This window comes from Burkholderia sp. MSMB1826, assembly GCF_001526325.1.
Classification (GTDB): domain Bacteria; phylum Pseudomonadota; class Gammaproteobacteria; order Burkholderiales; family Burkholderiaceae; genus Burkholderia.
The window spans coordinates 98,272-113,594 of sequence record NZ_LOYN01000030.1 but is presented as its reverse complement, the minus strand read 5'-3'; the positions used below and the strand labels follow the sequence as shown (position 1 = coordinate 113,594).

Sequence of the window (15,323 nt, the reverse complement as noted above, 5' to 3'; positions counted from 1 at the left end):
CAAATCCTCGTTGGCGTATCAGACACTGCGCGGGGACGTCACCGTCATTGCGAGACGAGCGATGTCCCAAATAGAGCCAACCAGTTCGCGCGCGACGGCGACGATCGTGATGCCGGCGTTCTTGCCGCGCGCTGCCAGCTTGCGGTACCGCTGGGATAACCGAACCTGGGCGTCCCAGGCACGGTCGATAACCACTTTTGGTAGTCCCTCATGTCGACGTTGAATCTGCGGCCCGACGCGAGCTGCATGCCGGTAACTCCAGGCGGCCTCGACCAGCAACTTACGGGCGTAGCTGTTGCCGGTTTTGGTGATGGCTCCCTGGCGTCGCTTGCCGCCGGACGAGTGTTCGGATGGCGTCACGCCGAACCATGCCATGAGCTGACGCGGATGCATAAATCGCGATAGATCGCCAAGTTCCGACACCATGCCAACAGCGGTCAGAAACTGCACGCCCCGCATGGCCTGCAATGCCTGTATGACGGGGTAGAAACGCCAGTCAACGACAGCTTCGCGCAACGCCGCTTCCAGACGATCACATTGGGCAAGCCGATCGTCGATCGTGCGCCGGTGTTCCTCGAATGCCAGTTGCTGCCACGCGTTGCCGAACGAGTAGCAACTGATCCAGCGCTTGTGTGCTTCACTCCAGTCGGCTCGCCCCGTATAGCGCACCCCGTGCGCGAGCAGAAACGACTTCAAACGCTGCTTTGCCTGACGCAGCTCCTCTCGGACGCTCGCCCATGCTCGTGCCAGATCCCGAAAAGCTTCGTCTTCGACCGTCGGCACATGCACGGCCGACAGATCGTCGGCACGCAGTGCACGCACAAGCTTCATCGCATCACGGCGATCCGTCTTGACGCGATCGCCAGGTTTGCGGGGTATCAGCGACGGCGCGCACACCATGCACTCGAAGTCGCGCTCCACGAGCTGCCGATACAGGCCATAGCCACACGGACCGGCCTCATAGACGACTCGCACGTGCGGCGCCTTCGACTGCAGCCGCTTGCACAGCCGATCAATCTCCGCTTTGGTCGTACCGATCTTGCCGAGCGATTCGACCGCGCCTGCGTCGACCGCGTATGCCACCGAGATCGACTCCTTATGCACATCCAGACCGACGTACAGCGTGCTATCTTTTTCCATGCTGGCCTCCGTGGTGAAAATCGCCGCGGTGCGGCTTCGGCCCACCGGTGCGGCTCTGGCAGCGATGCTAACCCGCGTTGAATACACCACGCCAGGCCAGCCCTACCTCACGGAAAGTCATACTGCCTAATATGGGACGATATGGCGCAAAATTTCGATGCGATTACATGGGCACGTAGTATCCGTAACGCTGTCAAATCGTCGGGGACGTCCTTGCCCTGACGGACGCGTCGACAGTCCTGATCTACCTCAACATTCAGTTAAAACAGGTCGTGTTCTTTCAACGCAGGCTGCAGGAACTTCATCGCAGCGTCCAAATCCGACATCATTCCTGTTCGTCCCAAATGCTTCGATACCACCTCCTCCGCGATGCTAACAAACTGCCGTAGTTTTGCCGGGTAAAATTTCGCTTTAGGGTAGACTGCGTAGAGCGGCAGCGACGTTCCGCGCCAATCAGGCAATAATCTCACCAACGACCCATCGGCGAAATCGGCGCGCACAATCCACTCGGAAATGAGCACCGCACCGATGCCGAGTCGCGCTGCCATGCGCGTGCCAAACACATGATCCAGCGCGAAGCGTGGGGCGATCTCCACGCGCTTGATTTGATCGAACCGGTCACGCAAGGCAATGCTATTGGTGTAGTACGACGTCATTGCAATCCAGGGGAGCTTGGCCAGATCCTCAGGGTTACAGATTTCCCCGTAGCGTTGAATGATGGACGGAGCTGCCGCTAATACCCGGCGCAGTTCGCCAAGGGGCCGTGCCACATAAGAGGTCTTTTCCGGCTCACCCGCTCGAATCACACAATCAATCGCCTCCTCCTCGAAGTTTACGGATCCATCACTTAGCCTCCATTCAATCCGCATCTCCGGGCACTCTTTGAGATACCGGTCGGCCAGCTCGATGAGCCATTGCTGTCCGATCGCAGTCGGGACGACGACCCTCATCGTCCCGCTGGAAACAAACGCCTGCCCTCTCATTTCCTCCTCGAACTCGGCCATTTTGCCAATCAGGCTGCGCGCGTACTCGTAGTAGCGGTGCCCCGCTTCCGTTAGATTCATCTTATGCGTCGAACGGACCAGCAGTTGTGTCTCAAGGTGATTCTCCAGCGCCCTGAGGTGACGACTGACCGTGGGTTGGCTTGTATTCAACTGCTTTGCCGCGACAGATAGACTTCCTGCTTCAACTATTCTTATGAATGTATTCATCTGAATAAGGCGATTTCCGACTTCGGACATATTTACCTCACCTTAGTGGAATTCGTGATCAGAATCGTTGGGAAACGTAGGCGGAACGGCGATATTCTGGTCAAGCACTACCACGTCAATGGTTACTTCGGTTCGCTGGGATGCCAGATGACGCGGTCTCTGTCGCACGTCGATCAATATATGCGATACCATTCATAAAGTCCCACGATAACGCCGCTTCAGATCATAATCTCGCTGCGTCGCCGGTCCCGTGTCACAACTGCGCCTGTCGTCATGCGTAGCGAAACCGGAATGCGTCGCGCGTTGCTTTGTTCGCTTCCCTGTATTGCCTTCTGTCGAGAAATTTTCTCAGTGCAATCTCGTAATTTGAAAGTTTGGATTCGCACTACAAACTAATATATCGACAACTTTATTTATTCGTTCCTGGGGTGAAAGAAAAATGGCAAAAGAGAAGCGATACTTCTTGACATCAGCACGACGTATTCGCTGAAGTAACTGACTCGGCGAATACGTCGTCACTCTTAAGAGGTGTGACCTAGTACATCAACAAGCCAAAAGGCGACCGATCAGCAGCGCAGCCCGAGATGTGACGCGATAAGACGTAGGCGGAGGGGCTACTGCATTGTGCTATCGGTCATTCGTAGCATAGGATGACGTTGATTAGACGATAGGATGCTTCAGAATTCGCGTCAAGAGAATTTTGTCTGAAATAATTGCATTCCATGCAATCTTTTGGATTGAGAATGGCCTCTGACCCAAAATCCCCAGACAGTATCCAATCGGAGCTTGACGCTCGCATGATCGCGGAACGCGTCAGGAGACTTTTCGAGCGCAAGGGCATCACTAGGCGCCGTCATGCCGCTACGATCAGTGCATACCTGCATCTGAGCCCGTCACAGGCGCATCGTAAGATGAAGGGTGAGAGCCCATGGACCTTGGCGCAGATTAGGGAGATCGCCACTGCGTTCGATGTTGCGCCCGCCGAGTTGTTTCGGGCGGTCGATGACGCCGAGAACCTAGACTATCTGGGGCAACGCGCCATTCTGGTTGTTGGTCAAGAGGAACTGATGTGCATCGCGCAAATCGGCAACGAGGTCGTCGCGGACATGCCATCAACATTGTTTGTCGCCGTACGGGCGCATGAGCAGTGGCGTGTTTATCGTACAGGACAAACTCCGGCCGGCAGGCAATACCAGGTGGAGAAAATCGAGATCGAGGGGCGGCGCCCAATGCCAGACCAGCCGATCATTGCTATTCTTGACGACAATACAAACGCAGCGGATGAACTTGCCCGCTCTTTGCGGAAGAGAGACTTTTCGACGGTCCCATTCTATTCTATCGATACACTTCTGACTGCAATTGAAAAGACGTGCTTCAGTGGGTTTATTCTCGACTGGATGATTGGTAGCGAGACGGCCAGACGATGTATCGAAGCGATCCGCCTGACGCATGGTGTTGATGTTCCAATAGTCATCTTGACCGCCTATATGGGGCATACTGGACACGCCACCACCATCGCGGAAATGATGACACTTCACAAGATCATCGGCCCGTATGAAAAGCCTGCGCGGTCTCCGGTGATTGCCGCCGCTCTCGAGCCATATTGCAAACGGTAGCTCCGTGACTCGGTACTCGTCTTCATGCCCGCCATCGCTCAACGACTGCTGCAATACACGATTTTCTGCCTCGCGCTTTCGATAAGCGCACCGGGCTACAGCGACAGTCATGTCGATATAGTTCCGCTAGCTCTAACAATATCCGGAAAAATACAGATTCGTAACGATCCAAACCAAGAAACGTATCATTTCGACCAGGACGCGTTGCTATCTCTTCCACAGCATGAGATAGTCACTGCGACACCGTGGACCTCGGTTGCGAAATTCAAGGGGATTCTGCTCGAGGACGTGCTTGCCCGCGTAAAGGCAAGGGGGGCATATCTGGACATTGTTGCGTACGACGGTTATGTCGCACATGATATCCCCATGACCGATATCATTGCATTCCATCCTTTGATGGCCTACATGAAAGACGGGATATTTCTGAAACTCCGAAATCTAGGGCCGTTATTCCTTGTTTATCCACGTGGTATGGATCAAAACATCCTGAGAACGTCCGATTACGCGACGCGAGAAATTCGCCAAATAAAAGAAATCTATGTGAAATGAGATTTGTTATATCAAAAAAATGGCTTATCTCAAGGCGCTTCATTCCAGCGCTCGCCGTGTTGTTGCTGGTGTGGATATGTTTTCTTATCCACATCATCCGGCAGCAGTCAATTTATGATCTTGTCGGGCCTACGGAAAATCCTTATTGGGGAATTGCGCAATTCCGCATCGCGGCGGACGATTTTAAGGTGGCGTTATTGAAATACAAGTATGGTGTGCGACGGAACTCTGATGCAATAAGATTTAAATATGAAATTCTAGTATCTAAATTTTTCATTATCTCGCAGCGCTCAGAAACGACTCAATTCGCCTATCAGCAGCCACTGTATTACTCTGTCGTTGCCGATCTCGACAAGACATTCGCTAGAATGGATGAATGGATGACGAGGTTCCCTGTAGACAGCGAGGCAACCGATTCGCTTATCGCTGCGTCGGGCGTCTTCGATACCGCCTATGACCAATTCGTCAGTGCCGTTGGGCTCTCCGAGGTGAGGCGACGCGATGCGCTACTGGTCGAAGCCCTGCGGAACAGAAGTATGTTGCTGTACAGCAACATCGGTGTATCTCTGCTGTTTTTTGTGGCGATCGTCATCTTTGCGCGATCGATTCGAAATTTTCGCCAAGCACTACAAACTGCACAACAAGTCGCGCATACCAAGCAAGTCTTTCTTGCCGCGATTAATCATGAACTGCGCAATCCTTTGCAGACGATAGTGTCCGCTAACGAGAACATATCACACTACGCCATGAGTCTGGATTTGATGCATGCAGTGGTCAACATCGACCATGCAGTAAAGCACATTGAAACACATATGAGGGATCTGACTGATTACCTAAGACTCAAGACGAACAAGGTAAACTTGCACATCTCCACTGTTGATCTGCGGAAGATCGTCAACGAGGCTGTTCGGAGATTTAAATCTAAGGCGGAAGAAAAAGGAATTCGACTTAATTCGACGATTTATACGCCGCTCACAAAATTCATTTCAGATGAACAGCGTGTGCAGCAAATCATCTATAATCTCGTTGAGAATTCTATAAAATATTCCGAGAGCGGTGCTGTCCAGATCAGATATGGAATTCCTTCGACATCTGACGGTTCTTTGGTGACGATAGAAATTACTGACGAGGGTGTTGGCATTGACAAGAGCGTGGTGGACTTTCTGTTTTCACCATTCTTTCAAAGCTCGATTCCAGAAAATTCAGCCATCTCGGGGTACGGAATGGGCCTGGCAGTTGTGCGCGGTCTTGTGGAAGTTCTGGGGGGGCAGATATCGGTAGATAGCGACATCGGCAAGGGGACGACCTTCACCGTCAAACTTCCTTACCGATCATATCCGGTGCCAGATGTGTTGCTGCCAATCAAAATCGATCCAACGCGCGCCGACGCGGATAATCATCCATGACTCTCAAGCAAGTGGCGGATATCATTCAACATCGGCTCACCCTTCGAGATCGCGAGTACGTTCGGACCGAGGTCATGAATTTCATATTGAAGATCGCCCAACGTCTGATGCATCCTGCTGGAATTTGACTTAATCTTTTCGATGAACATGATCGGACGAGAAGCGCTCAATGTTTCCAGCGCACCAGCAATGACGGTTTCCTCCATACCTTCGACATCGATTTTTATCAGATCGACATACGACTGATTCAACGAATCAAGTGTGATTAGGGGAACGTCATATCCGCGATCGTAATCGATATTCTGCCCAATATCCTCGTTGGTGGTGCTTTTGATAAGTTCAAGACTTCCGAAGCTGGATTTCTTGTGGTAGTCAATGAATGGTATTTTCAGGGCCCCATTTTTGTTACCAATGGCGGCATTTTTTGCCTCTACATTGAAGCAATTATTAATGGCGATATTCCCGCATAGCGCATAATATACTGATCTTTGCGCCTCGATTGAGATAACACTTCCCGCTTCGTCCAATGCTCGAGCGAACTCAATTGTGTGTACGCCGATATTGGCTCCGCAGTCGATTGCGAGAACAGGACGTTTGCCATCTAGTTCGCGTTTCTTTAATTCAAGAATCGATGTTAGTAATTTTATATCGGTTTTGTAGAAGCTGCCAGTCTCAAGAATGTTCCATCCCACACCGTAATTTCCATATTCCGCGCTGTGATTTTCATCATTTTTGTTAATGATAAGCGTTCCGTGATTTGTTGATGCTAAGATGTAAGCGATTCTCATGGATGCCCCTTATCAAATGCGGTTTTGTTGTCAGAGACAACATTGCAATTACATATGGTTGAAGTCGCAGCAATATTGACGTCAACTCAACCCGATGCGTGCCGGACCTAACCTCCAGCGCAATTTACGCGGAATGTGTGATCTGCACAATGATCGCGTTTCTCGCGGAGCGCTCTGGAGATTGGGTCATTCCTGGATCAGGAATCGATCACGGTTCTTTGCATCCTTGATCCATGACGGTGCGCGACCACGGCCCGACCAGGTTGCGCCGGTCTTCGGATCTCGATACTTCGCTTCGACTGCTACTTTCGGTGTGCGGCCGCGTTGTCTGCCGAAGATGTCCTTTTCGCTAATTCCGTACTCTGCAACTTTCGCACGGATGTCTTCTACAACAGCTTGGAATTCGGCGATGCGGGCAGCCTCGGTTTGCGCTACGAGAGCGTCCATCTTAGCTTTCAATTCTTTGTATGTTGCCATGGCACTCTCCTCTGGTTATGTTGTTCGCATGATAGCCGAGCAGCCCGTTCATCGTGCCGAAGTTCGCGCAATAGAAGACGAAGCGGCCTTCCTGGCGGCTGGAGACGAGTTGCGCATGCGCCAGTTCCTTCAGATGAAAGGACAGCGACGACGGCGGCACGTCCAGCAGCGTGGCGATCTGCCCGGCCGGCATGCCTTCCGGCCCGGCCTGGACGAGTGCACGAAACACGGCGAGCCGGGACTCGTGGGCGAGTGCAGCCAAGGCGGCAATGGTTTGGGTCGTTTCTATTATTCGGTAATAGTCGAAATATCGAACGTGGGGCGAGAGTTTCGTCCACTGCTTGATCCACCCCTCGGCGGCCGATGCCGCTCGCGAGGAGCGGCATCGGCCGCAACACGCAATGGCGGTGCTGGCTACCTCCTGCTAACGCCCGGCTGCGTCCCTTTACGACGGCTGTTCCTCAGTACAATCGTCGACAGACTAGCCAAGATAGCGAGACACAACATGGCAACCCTGTCCTCGATCGAACAACGAAAACTTGAACGCTTGCTCGGCATGGGTAACGGCTACGTGCTCAATTTTTCAGACCGTACGTTTTCGCTGTTTTTCGAAGAGCACACGGGTCTGGACATTGATAATGCCAAGTATCAAGCCAACCTCAGCTCTGGCTCAAAAGCAAACCGGATGCGTGGCTTTTGGACGATCGAGCCCGATCACATCGTCGCCAAGGTGTTGCTCGCGATGATCGAGCACGCCAACGAGTACCAGTGTTTTCCGCCGGAGGTAGACGCGACCTTGCTCACCGATGTAGAGAAGATCATCGGTCGGCTCCATCAGAACCCGTCGGGTCCCGTCCCGGAGGCCGACGCCTTCACGGTCAGCGTCAACGACCTGGACTTTGAGGCAGCGGCGAGGCATATCCGCACCGCGATTGACCAGAACGAACCGGCCACGGCACTCGATCGCCTGCACGTGTTCACGATCAAGTTTCTTCGCACGCACTGCGAGCACCGCGGCGTTGAGGTCAATCGGGACAAGCCGCTGCACAGCCTCATGGGTGAATACGTCAAAGCAGTTCGGGCGGCCGGACTGCTCGAGTCAGAGATGACGGATCGTATTCTGCGCAGCAGTATTAGCGTCTTTGAGGCGTTCAACGATGTGCGCAACAACAAGAGCCTGGCGCACGACAACCCCATCCTGAATCACAGCGAGGCGCTGCTGATTTTCAGTCATGTCGGTGCGTCGATCCGTTTCATTCGAGCCCTTGAGGGCCGGGCCGCGGTCCAATCGAGTCGGACGTAGCCGTCGCCCAGTGCAGCCACGACCGTCGCAAGGCAAATTAGGATACGTCTAGCTTGGGAGTCTTTCGCCAATCGGGGCGGACGTCCACAAATTTTTCGAAGACTGTGTAGGCGTCCGGTGCTCGCTTGGTCAATATCGATGTTCCGAATTTTTGAAATCTGGCGTCAAACGCGATGAGGTATCCAAGATTCGTTCGACAATTTTCCATGTAGTGCAGTATCTGCTCTTCCCCAGCCGCCGCGTAGGTCGACGAATACCGCCCACCACACATTTTCAGTTCGATCACCGTGGCAGTTCCGCCGGCTAGCTGAAGGTAAAGATCAAGACGCCCCGCTCCGGCGAAGATCTCGTCGAAGACGGCAATCCGGTCGCCGAACTTTGCCGACAGGAAAATGTGGAGCTGAGTTTGGGCAAGGGCTTCAGGTCGCTCAATCCATTCACGTTTGTTTCCCTTTTTTCGCCAAAACTTCATCCGATGCTGTGCGGATACTTGGAATGCAAATTCGTCGAGCGCCGCTTCCAACTCCTGTCTGCTGACCTCTGTTGCTGGCGGTGGCGGTTTCGAAGCAACGATGTTCGCGCCAGCGTCCATCGCCTTCCTTTGCCAATCGAATATGTTACGCAAGAGGTCGCTGTCTGGCTCCGCCAGCTTGCTAGCTTCGTGAAGAATCGTTAGTGCTTCTGACGGGCGACCGGCGCTAAGAATAACCCGTCCAAGAAGGAATTTAATACCAGGAAGCTCGCCGCGGAGGGCAAGCAGCCCACGCAAGATTTTCTCGGCTTCTGGCCACTTTTGTAGTTCGGTGCAGCAGTTTAAAAAGTTGCGAAGAACGTTGTCGTTCCAAGGTAAGTCCTGCGCCAATGCTTGCCACCAGCCAAACGCGCGGTCGAATTTCTGCATCCGCGTTAATAATTCTGCGATTGCCTGTCGAGGTACCTCCATCATGGTCGACGGAGCGTTGACACTTCTCAATTCGGAAATCAAGCCTTCGAGAAGGCTAAGCCGGCGTTCTGGCGCCAGCGATGGATCATGCAATGCTCTGGCAGCCACCACCGCCGAAACTACTTCCCATGAATTCTTGCGTCGAGCATCTTGCTCGAGTTCGTTGGCGATGTCGTTGTCGAAATTCTGAAATAGGGAGATCGCTTGCTCGGCCAAAACAGCGCGATTCGTCTCGTTTTTGCCGAGCAATGCGGACGCCTCGTCTGAAAGAGCCCGAGCCTCATCTTTTCGATCGAGGATCGAAAGCGCAGCGGCTGCTACATGTAACGAACTAGCGAGGCGCTCCTCCGATCCATGGAGTTCGCGACGGAGTGCGATAGCTTGCTCTGCATCCTTGAGAGCGAGAGCCGCGTTTCGAAGGGTCAGTAATCGATTCGCACGAGCGTGATGAACTGCGGCACGTAGATCACGGTTGGTGATGCTCTCTTGTTCTACAAGCACGAACATCTGATCTAGCGCTTCAAGCGCCTTTGCGGGTGCCTCAGTCATTAGGCAGTCGGCCATGCGCAGTAGACTGGCACCGGCCTGATATTTATCGCCGGCCTGCAAGAATGCATCGGCAGAGCGTTGAGCCGCTTTTCTTGCCTCAGGGTCGGAGGCGGCAAGCGCAAGGGATATGTTGCGCCATGCCCATCCTCTTCCTCCCGCATCTAAAGGAGTGTCCGGACCAGCGAGACGGCGCCAAGTTTCTAGGGCGGCCTCGGTCTGCCCTCTGCGCTGCATGCCAATTGCCACAGCAAGCTCCAATTGCGCTTGCTCTTTAACAGGCAGATTGTGTCCGTGTTCAGCCAGTATGGCTTCCGCCTCTCTGGCGATAATGTCTGGTCGATTGAGGCGTTGAGCGACTTCGAGTCGAGCTCGGCGAAGATACTCGCGGTTTGATTGGTCCGCTGATTCGACGTCGACTGTTTCAAGGGCAGCAAGGACGCTATGCGTCGGTCGAAAACCCAAGACGCCATCGGTTTGTGCTTGCCTGAGCACTGCGGCCACATCGTCGGCATGAGCAGATGCGCTCACTTTCTCGGCGAGTTCATGCATTGGCCGTTCTAGCGCGAGCTTTATCGAGTCAAAAATTTTTTTGCCCAAGTCCCTAGGCGCGTGCTGGTGACGCTGAGCCGATCGAGCCACGGTGTGCCCAGTCTCGAGATTGATTTCAAACGATATCTCGTGGTCGCCAGATGATATGTCGATAATACGGAGCCCGTGACGTAGAAAGGCCTCACTCACGTGATCGAGCGGGAATGAATCGTGATTGCGATCGACAACGATGTCATTGATGCTGTCCATGACCTCTTTGATGCGGCCGCTAGAATCGGTTTCGATGCAGTGCTGACACTTTCCACCTTCGATACTCCATCGCATGCTGCCAAGCGGACTGGTGTCTTGATGACCGTCTCCGGCCACTATCAGCAGGCGACCTGTAGAGTTGGTGGTCGGTAGGTTCGGATTTGTCCTCGCGACTCCTTCATCGCTTGTTGCCATTTTTCCGCTCCCGTGGGCGATTTAGTAGAGCGACCTCATACGACCATCAAGCTCCGTACCGCTTCCGACGGCCGACGACCACACAAGGTGGTTGAATTGGCACTGTACGATGGTGTTTCTAGATGACGTTCCTGCCGCAACGGCTGGCGGAGAAAAGCTTGTACTCTACCCATTGTCACAGTGAGTCGGGTGTACATATCCGTCCCGCGCCAAGAGCCAACAGGCGTCCCAACTTCGAATGTTTCACGAAGTTGCGATCAGATGTTACGAAGACGTCGTTACCATGATACATGGTGGCACCACATTGACTGTACGTCGCAGATTCGATTCAGCCATTTTGCGAACTCCGGTGTGTCGGGGCGAGCGTGGGAGATGTCAACCGGTGCGGACAAACCAAAAAGGATGTCTTCAATTTCTTTGGCCTTTCTGGTCATCGCGTCGTCAGCGAAGAGGCAGTGATCCCAAAATGTCACATCCCAGATTGCTAGTGGTGCGAGACGCGAGAGCTTGGCGACTCCTGCATCGTTGAGCAGATCCACGAACAGGTCATAGCGATCCGGTCGGATACCGCGTTCACGCATCTCGGACGCTCCGATTTCCACAACGTAGGCGTCCACTTCAGCTCGCTCAATGTGCCGACGAAGCTTTACTGTCCGGCTGTCACCCTTGGCGAGGTCAATGATCACGTTGTGGTCCAAAGTGAGCTTCATGGCGCATCAAGTCGAATGTGGGAGCATTGATGTGACTGGGACGACGAGTCATAGCGACGTCATGTGCTCGAGTGTGGTGTCATAGATGAATATCTCGCCGAACGAATGAGTCGGGAGTCGACATTTGACACTGCTGACGAGGGCGTCCCAATCGTCTTGCAAGCACAGGTTGCCGGGCGAGCACGGAATTACCAAGATTGTTCCAGGCGGGTAGTTTTTCTTAATCTTCTTCGATATCCGTTCAAGAACAATATCGCTGAAACTCTGCGCATACTCGGCGCCCGTGTAGACGACTGGTTCTGAGGCAATTTCACCAGTCTTGCGGCGCTTCACGCCGTCTGGGCTGAAGCAAGCTCCGTTTTTTGTGATTAGCTCTCTGCACAGATAGTCGTTGCTATGCACAGCGCAGGTTACTTCTAGGTAGACTCGAGACGGGAAGTACCCTTTGGATACATAGTCTCCGTGCTGCTCCAGTTCGGCATCGAAGGCTTGATTTCCGTCTATCCACCGTACCGAAATGTATCGTCCCGGACGATAGCGAGCCTGCACGAACTTACATATCGGCAGCAGTTCTTCCAGGAGTCTCTTTTCGACATCTGATGCGCGCATGCGGAGTTTGACTCGTCCTTCCTCAGTCTGTCTGAGACTTTCGAATATGCGATATACATGTAGGCAAAATTCGAGACCATCGAGCGAGACGTCATCGAGATCGGACAGGTCAAAGCTATCCATTTTTCTCCTGCGCTGGTCGGCCAGAAGTGCCGAATAGCCGTCGGGCAATCACTTCAAGCCATGTATCGACGCGTCTGCACGCGTTACGTCGATAACTTTAGAACATATCTCCGGCCTTCGTCAGTAAGGTAGAACGCGAGTGCTCGGCCCCCGATATGCGCGTTATGCGTAGACATTGACAGAAGACCAAGTGATACAAGGAAGTCGGTGTCACTTTTTTTCGCGCCAAGCTGTTGGCGACTGCAGCCAGGAAGATTGTGCACGCGCTTCAGTGCCATGACGTGATCGTCACCGAGCGCCTTCTGTGATTGCCAGGCTGGTAGCCGATGGTGGTGGCAGTACCAGATTGCCGACTCGGATTTTACTTCGGCCGCTTGCATCTCTTGCGGGCCATAGAAGGTCAAGGTACGCATTCGGCGGCAACCTGGGTGGTTGCAGGGAAGGTTCATCGTTCCGCCGTTTTCATCTATTTCTCGGTCCGCCCATCGACGGACAATGGTTTCATCGACTTGATGGCGTTCCGCTGTGATAGTCATCGGGTTTCTAAACCACTCCGAGAGCCGACGAAACGGAACAGCGATGTATTCACCTCGGTACCAGACATCCACGGAGCCTCTGATCATGAGAGCACCGACGAGGTCGATGTAGCCGCGAGAAATTGGTCCATTCCCCGTATCAACTGTATCGAGCACGCGCTCAAAATAGTCCAGCCCGCTTCGAACATCTGCGAGTGCGGACCGCACTTCGTCTTGTTTGATCAAAACCTCAGTCATCCCAAGTGATGGGGCGCGCGGCGAAAAATGGGTCGTAAATGCCGTGGCCAATATGGCATGGTACATCGACCATATCCTGATGGAAAGGGTATCTGGTCGAAGCGATACAGAGGCGAACCTCAAGGAAGTGGGGAAGGCTATTCGCGTTCGTCGGCTGGAGCTCGACATTTCTCAGGAGTCGCTTGCTCATCTTGCCAACATTGACCGAAGTCACATGGGCAAAATCGAGCGCGGTGAGCGTAACGTTACGCTGCTGAATCTGCTCAAAATTGCGCGCGCACTTTCCTGCCGCCCCTCGGAATTGTTGGAGACCGCAGGTCTGTAAACGTCCGCGCGATCTCCGCAGATTAACCGCCTGCTCTCGCTGGGCCATGCTTTTCGTTGTGTCGTATCGATGATTGCCCTGCTATGGGTGGCGCCTCGGCGTGCGCGGGGGCGTGTTATCCCCGCGTAATCGTGGGCTGGTCCTTCGACACCCTTCGATACCGTAAGTAGGGTAGATCCACCCGGACAAACAACAATTTCAATACCTAACCTCGAGTTCGTCGAGAAACAGCACGCCGAGGTGCGCGAGCGTGATTTCGCCCGGTTGCGGCGGATTGCGGCCGCCGACCAGCGCGGCGGCGCTCGACGAGTGATGCGGCGCGCGAAACGGCCGGCGGCGCCATTGCGCGGGCGAGAAGCCGAGCCGGCTCGCGGACAGCAGCGCGGCCGAGGTCAGCGCCTCGTCGTCGGTCAGCGGCGGCAGCAGGCCGGCCAGCCGCGCCGCCAGCATCGATTTGCCGGCCCCCGGCGGCCCGACCATCAGCATGTGATGGCCGCCCGCGGCGGCGACTTCCAGCGCGCGTCGCGCGCCGCGCTGGCCGATGACGTCCGCGAGGTCGGGCGCGGCGGGTGCCGGCAGGCCGTCGAGACAGGGCGCGGCGACCGGCGCGAGCCGCCCGTCCGGCGCATCGGCGAGGTGCGCGCACAGCGCAGGCAGGTCGCGCGCACCGAATACGGTCACGCCCGGCACGAGTGCGGCCTCGGCGGCGCTGTCGAGCGGCAGGTACAGCTCGGGCGGACGCGCTGTCGCGGCCGAATCGCGCGGGGCGCCGGGATCCATGCCCGGGCCGCCGGCCAGGCCCGCGCCGGATTCCTCCGCACGCCGGTCCCGCGCGGCGCCGCACGCCATCGCGAACGCGCCGCGCATCGGCCGCAGCGCGCCCGTCAGCGACAGCTCGCCCGCGAATTCGCGGCCGGCCAGCGCGTCGGCCGGGATCTGGCCGTTCGCGGCGAGAATGCCGAGCGCGATCGGCAGGTCGAAGCGGCCCGACTCCTTCGGCAGGTCGGCCGGCGCGAGATTGACGGTGATGCGGCGCACCGGGAATTCGAACCCGCAGTTCTGCAGCGCGGCGCGCACGCGCTCGCGGCTTTCGCGGACTTCGAGATCGGGCAGCCCGACGATCGAGAACGACGGCAACCCGTTGGCGAGATGGACTTCGACGGTGACGTCCGGCGCGCGGCCGGAGGCGGGCGCGCGACTGCGCACCACGGCGAGCGACATGGCGAGGCTCCTGTAAACAGGCGGACGACGGCCGTTCGGGGCCGCATGCCGCGGGACTCGGAGGAATCGGGTGCGCGCTTGCCGGCGTGGCGCGGGGAAAGAACGAGGTGCTGCGAAGAGCGACGGACTGCGAAGAGCGAGGGACGACGAAGAGCGCGGGACTACGAAGAGCGATGGACTGCGAAGAGCGATGGACTACGAAGAGGGGCTGCGAAGAACGACGGACGACGAAGCGTGGCGAAACGGCTTCGGGGTGGCGGGCGCGGGCCGCACGAGGCGGCCCGCGCCCGGACCTTGCGGCCGGTGGGGCGTCAGGCCTGCGGGGCGGCGAGCTTCTGCTCGAGTTCCGCGACGCGCTTTTCGAGCTCCTCGAGGCGCACGCGGGTGCGGGCGAGCACCTGTGCCTGCGTATCGAATTCCTCGCGCGTGACGAGATCGAGCTTCGAGAAGCCTTGCGACAGCATGGCCTTCACGTTGCGCTCGACGTCCTTGGCCGGCGAGTTTTTCAGCAAATCGCTGACGCGCGACTGCAGATCGTTGAAAACGTCGCTGGGTTGCTTCATGTGATTCCCCTTCCTTGCACAAAA

The 15,323-nt window shown here is 55.4% G+C and carries 15 protein-coding genes and 1 pseudogene; 5 read left to right on the top strand and 11 right to left on the bottom strand.

Translation table 11 applies throughout. The annotated features are described in order from the left end of the window. Positions 1 to 18: 18 nt before the first annotated feature. Entirely contained in the window at positions 19 to 1,140 is a 1,122-nt protein-coding gene (locus WS95_RS19970; RefSeq protein ID WP_059825287.1) for an IS110 family transposase, read from the bottom strand. A 260-nt stretch (positions 1,141 to 1,400) separates the two neighbouring features. After that, positions 1,401 to 2,381 (bottom strand): LysR family transcriptional regulator, encoded by a 981-nt coding sequence (locus WS95_RS19965; RefSeq protein ID WP_082746951.1) that lies wholly within the window; start codon positions 2,379 to 2,381, stop codon positions 1,401 to 1,403. 767 nt (positions 2,382 to 3,148) lie between these two features. Here WS95_RS19965 and WS95_RS19960 point away from each other — a divergent pair. From WS95_RS19960 to WS95_RS19955, 3 genes are read left to right on the top strand one after another with little or no spacing between them, the layout of a single operon-like run. After that, positions 3,149 to 3,967: a helix-turn-helix domain-containing protein gene (locus tag WS95_RS19960; RefSeq protein ID WP_257139888.1), complete on the top strand. Its 819-nt coding sequence runs from the start codon at positions 3,149 to 3,151 to the stop codon at positions 3,965 to 3,967. A 24-nt stretch (positions 3,968 to 3,991) separates the two neighbouring features. Continuing rightward, on the top strand, positions 3,992 to 4,516 hold the full coding sequence (locus tag WS95_RS33670; RefSeq protein WP_082746950.1) for an oxidoreductase: 525 nt from the start codon (positions 3,992 to 3,994) through the stop codon (positions 4,514 to 4,516). Continuing rightward, positions 4,513 to 5,922: a sensor histidine kinase gene (locus tag WS95_RS19955; protein WP_082746949.1), complete on the top strand. Its 1,410-nt coding sequence runs from the start codon at positions 4,513 to 4,515 to the stop codon at positions 5,920 to 5,922. The genes WS95_RS33670 and WS95_RS19955 overlap by 4 nt, the downstream gene beginning before the upstream one ends. On the opposite strand, the gene WS95_RS19950 is transcribed toward WS95_RS19955, so the two are convergent. The 3 genes from WS95_RS19950 to WS95_RS19945 form a co-directional block, all read right to left on the bottom strand. After that, a complete protein-coding gene (locus WS95_RS19950; RefSeq protein WP_059825199.1) occupies positions 5,913 to 6,710 on the bottom strand; it encodes an FkbM family methyltransferase in 798 nt (265 codons plus the stop codon). The two genes, WS95_RS19955 and WS95_RS19950, sit on opposite strands and share 10 nt — an antisense overlap. A gap of 186 nt (positions 6,711 to 6,896) precedes the next feature. Then, positions 6,897 to 7,187 carry an H-NS histone family protein gene (locus WS95_RS33665; RefSeq protein WP_082746957.1) on the bottom strand — a complete coding sequence of 97 codons (291 nt, stop codon included), beginning with the start codon at positions 7,185 to 7,187 and terminating at the stop codon, positions 6,897 to 6,899. Next, entirely contained in the window at positions 7,159 to 7,476 is a 318-nt protein-coding gene (locus WS95_RS19945; RefSeq protein WP_059825196.1) for an ArsR/SmtB family transcription factor, read from the bottom strand. Before WS95_RS19945 ends, WS95_RS33665 begins: the two co-directional genes overlap by 29 nt. A gap of 216 nt (positions 7,477 to 7,692) precedes the next feature. Here WS95_RS19945 and WS95_RS19940 point away from each other — a divergent pair, with 216 nt between their 5' ends. Then, complete coding sequence (locus WS95_RS19940; RefSeq protein ID WP_059825193.1) at positions 7,693 to 8,490, top strand: abortive infection family protein; 798 nt, start codon at positions 7,693 to 7,695, stop codon at positions 8,488 to 8,490. 37 nt (positions 8,491 to 8,527) lie between these two features. Here WS95_RS19940 and WS95_RS34890 read toward each other — a convergent pair whose 3' ends face one another. From WS95_RS34890 to WS95_RS33660, 4 genes are all read right to left on the bottom strand, one after another. After that, entirely contained in the window at positions 8,528 to 10,975 is a 2,448-nt protein-coding gene (locus WS95_RS34890) for a hypothetical protein (RefSeq protein WP_156444504.1), read from the bottom strand. Positions 10,976 to 11,253: 278 nt separating this feature from the next. Then, a complete protein-coding gene (locus WS95_RS19930) occupies positions 11,254 to 11,685 on the bottom strand; it encodes a hypothetical protein (protein ID WP_059825187.1) in 432 nt (143 codons plus the stop codon). Positions 11,686 to 11,733: 48 nt separating this feature from the next. Next, a complete protein-coding gene (locus WS95_RS34885) occupies positions 11,734 to 12,417 on the bottom strand; it encodes a hypothetical protein (protein WP_156444503.1) in 684 nt (227 codons plus the stop codon). A gap of 83 nt (positions 12,418 to 12,500) precedes the next feature. Further along, positions 12,501 to 13,256, bottom strand: coding sequence for a hypothetical protein (locus WS95_RS33660; protein WP_257139885.1), 756 nt, complete (start codon positions 13,254 to 13,256; stop codon positions 12,501 to 12,503). Positions 13,257 to 13,269: 13 nt separating this feature from the next. Here WS95_RS33660 and WS95_RS19925 point away from each other — a divergent pair, with 13 nt between their 5' ends. Then, entirely contained in the window at positions 13,270 to 13,515 is a 246-nt protein-coding gene (locus WS95_RS19925; protein ID WP_059825284.1) for a helix-turn-helix domain-containing protein, read from the top strand. A gap of 213 nt (positions 13,516 to 13,728) precedes the next feature. Here WS95_RS19925 and WS95_RS19920 read toward each other — a convergent pair. After that, positions 13,729 to 14,736 (bottom strand): annotated as a pseudogene (locus tag WS95_RS19920) (YifB family Mg chelatase-like AAA ATPase); the annotation flags it as partial. A gap of 311 nt (positions 14,737 to 15,047) precedes the next feature. Continuing rightward, a complete protein-coding gene (locus WS95_RS19915; protein WP_006489451.1) occupies positions 15,048 to 15,299 on the bottom strand; it encodes an accessory factor UbiK family protein in 252 nt (83 codons plus the stop codon). Between the last annotated feature and the right edge of the window lie 24 nt (positions 15,300 to 15,323).

What these genes read in the sequence shown, in the direction of transcription:
- WS95_RS19970 (WP_059825287.1), bottom strand. Translation starts at nt 1,140, where the DNA reads ATGGAAAAAGATAGCACGCTGTACGTCGGTCTGGATGTGCATAAGGAG.
- WS95_RS19965 (WP_082746951.1), bottom strand. Translation starts at nt 2,381, where the DNA reads ATGTCCGAAGTCGGAAATCGCCTTATTCAGATGAATACATTCATAAGA.
- WS95_RS19960 (WP_257139888.1), top strand. Translation starts at nt 3,149, where the DNA reads ATGATCGCGGAACGCGTCAGGAGACTTTTCGAGCGCAAGGGCATCACT.
- WS95_RS33670 (WP_082746950.1), top strand. Translation starts at nt 3,992, where the DNA reads ATGCCCGCCATCGCTCAACGACTGCTGCAATACACGATTTTCTGCCTC.
- WS95_RS19955 (WP_082746949.1), top strand. Translation starts at nt 4,513, where the DNA reads ATGAGATTTGTTATATCAAAAAAATGGCTTATCTCAAGGCGCTTCATT.
- WS95_RS19950 (WP_059825199.1), bottom strand. Translation starts at nt 6,710, where the DNA reads ATGAGAATCGCTTACATCTTAGCATCAACAAATCACGGAACGCTTATC.
- WS95_RS33665 (WP_082746957.1), bottom strand. Translation starts at nt 7,187, where the DNA reads ATGGCAACATACAAAGAATTGAAAGCTAAGATGGACGCTCTCGTAGCG.
- WS95_RS19940 (WP_059825193.1), top strand. Translation starts at nt 7,693, where the DNA reads ATGGCAACCCTGTCCTCGATCGAACAACGAAAACTTGAACGCTTGCTC.
- WS95_RS34890 (WP_156444504.1), bottom strand. Translation starts at nt 10,975, where the DNA reads ATGGCAACAAGCGATGAAGGAGTCGCGAGGACAAATCCGAACCTACCG.
- WS95_RS19930 (WP_059825187.1), bottom strand. Translation starts at nt 11,685, where the DNA reads ATGAAGCTCACTTTGGACCACAACGTGATCATTGACCTCGCCAAGGGT.
- WS95_RS34885 (WP_156444503.1), bottom strand. Translation starts at nt 12,417, where the DNA reads ATGGATAGCTTTGACCTGTCCGATCTCGATGACGTCTCGCTCGATGGT.
- WS95_RS33660 (WP_257139885.1), bottom strand. Translation starts at nt 13,256, where the DNA reads ATGTACCATGCCATATTGGCCACGGCATTTACGACCCATTTTTCGCCG.
- WS95_RS19925 (WP_059825284.1), top strand. Translation starts at nt 13,270, where the DNA reads ATGGAAAGGGTATCTGGTCGAAGCGATACAGAGGCGAACCTCAAGGAA.
- WS95_RS19915 (WP_006489451.1), bottom strand. Translation starts at nt 15,299, where the DNA reads ATGAAGCAACCCAGCGACGTTTTCAACGATCTGCAGTCGCGCGTCAGC.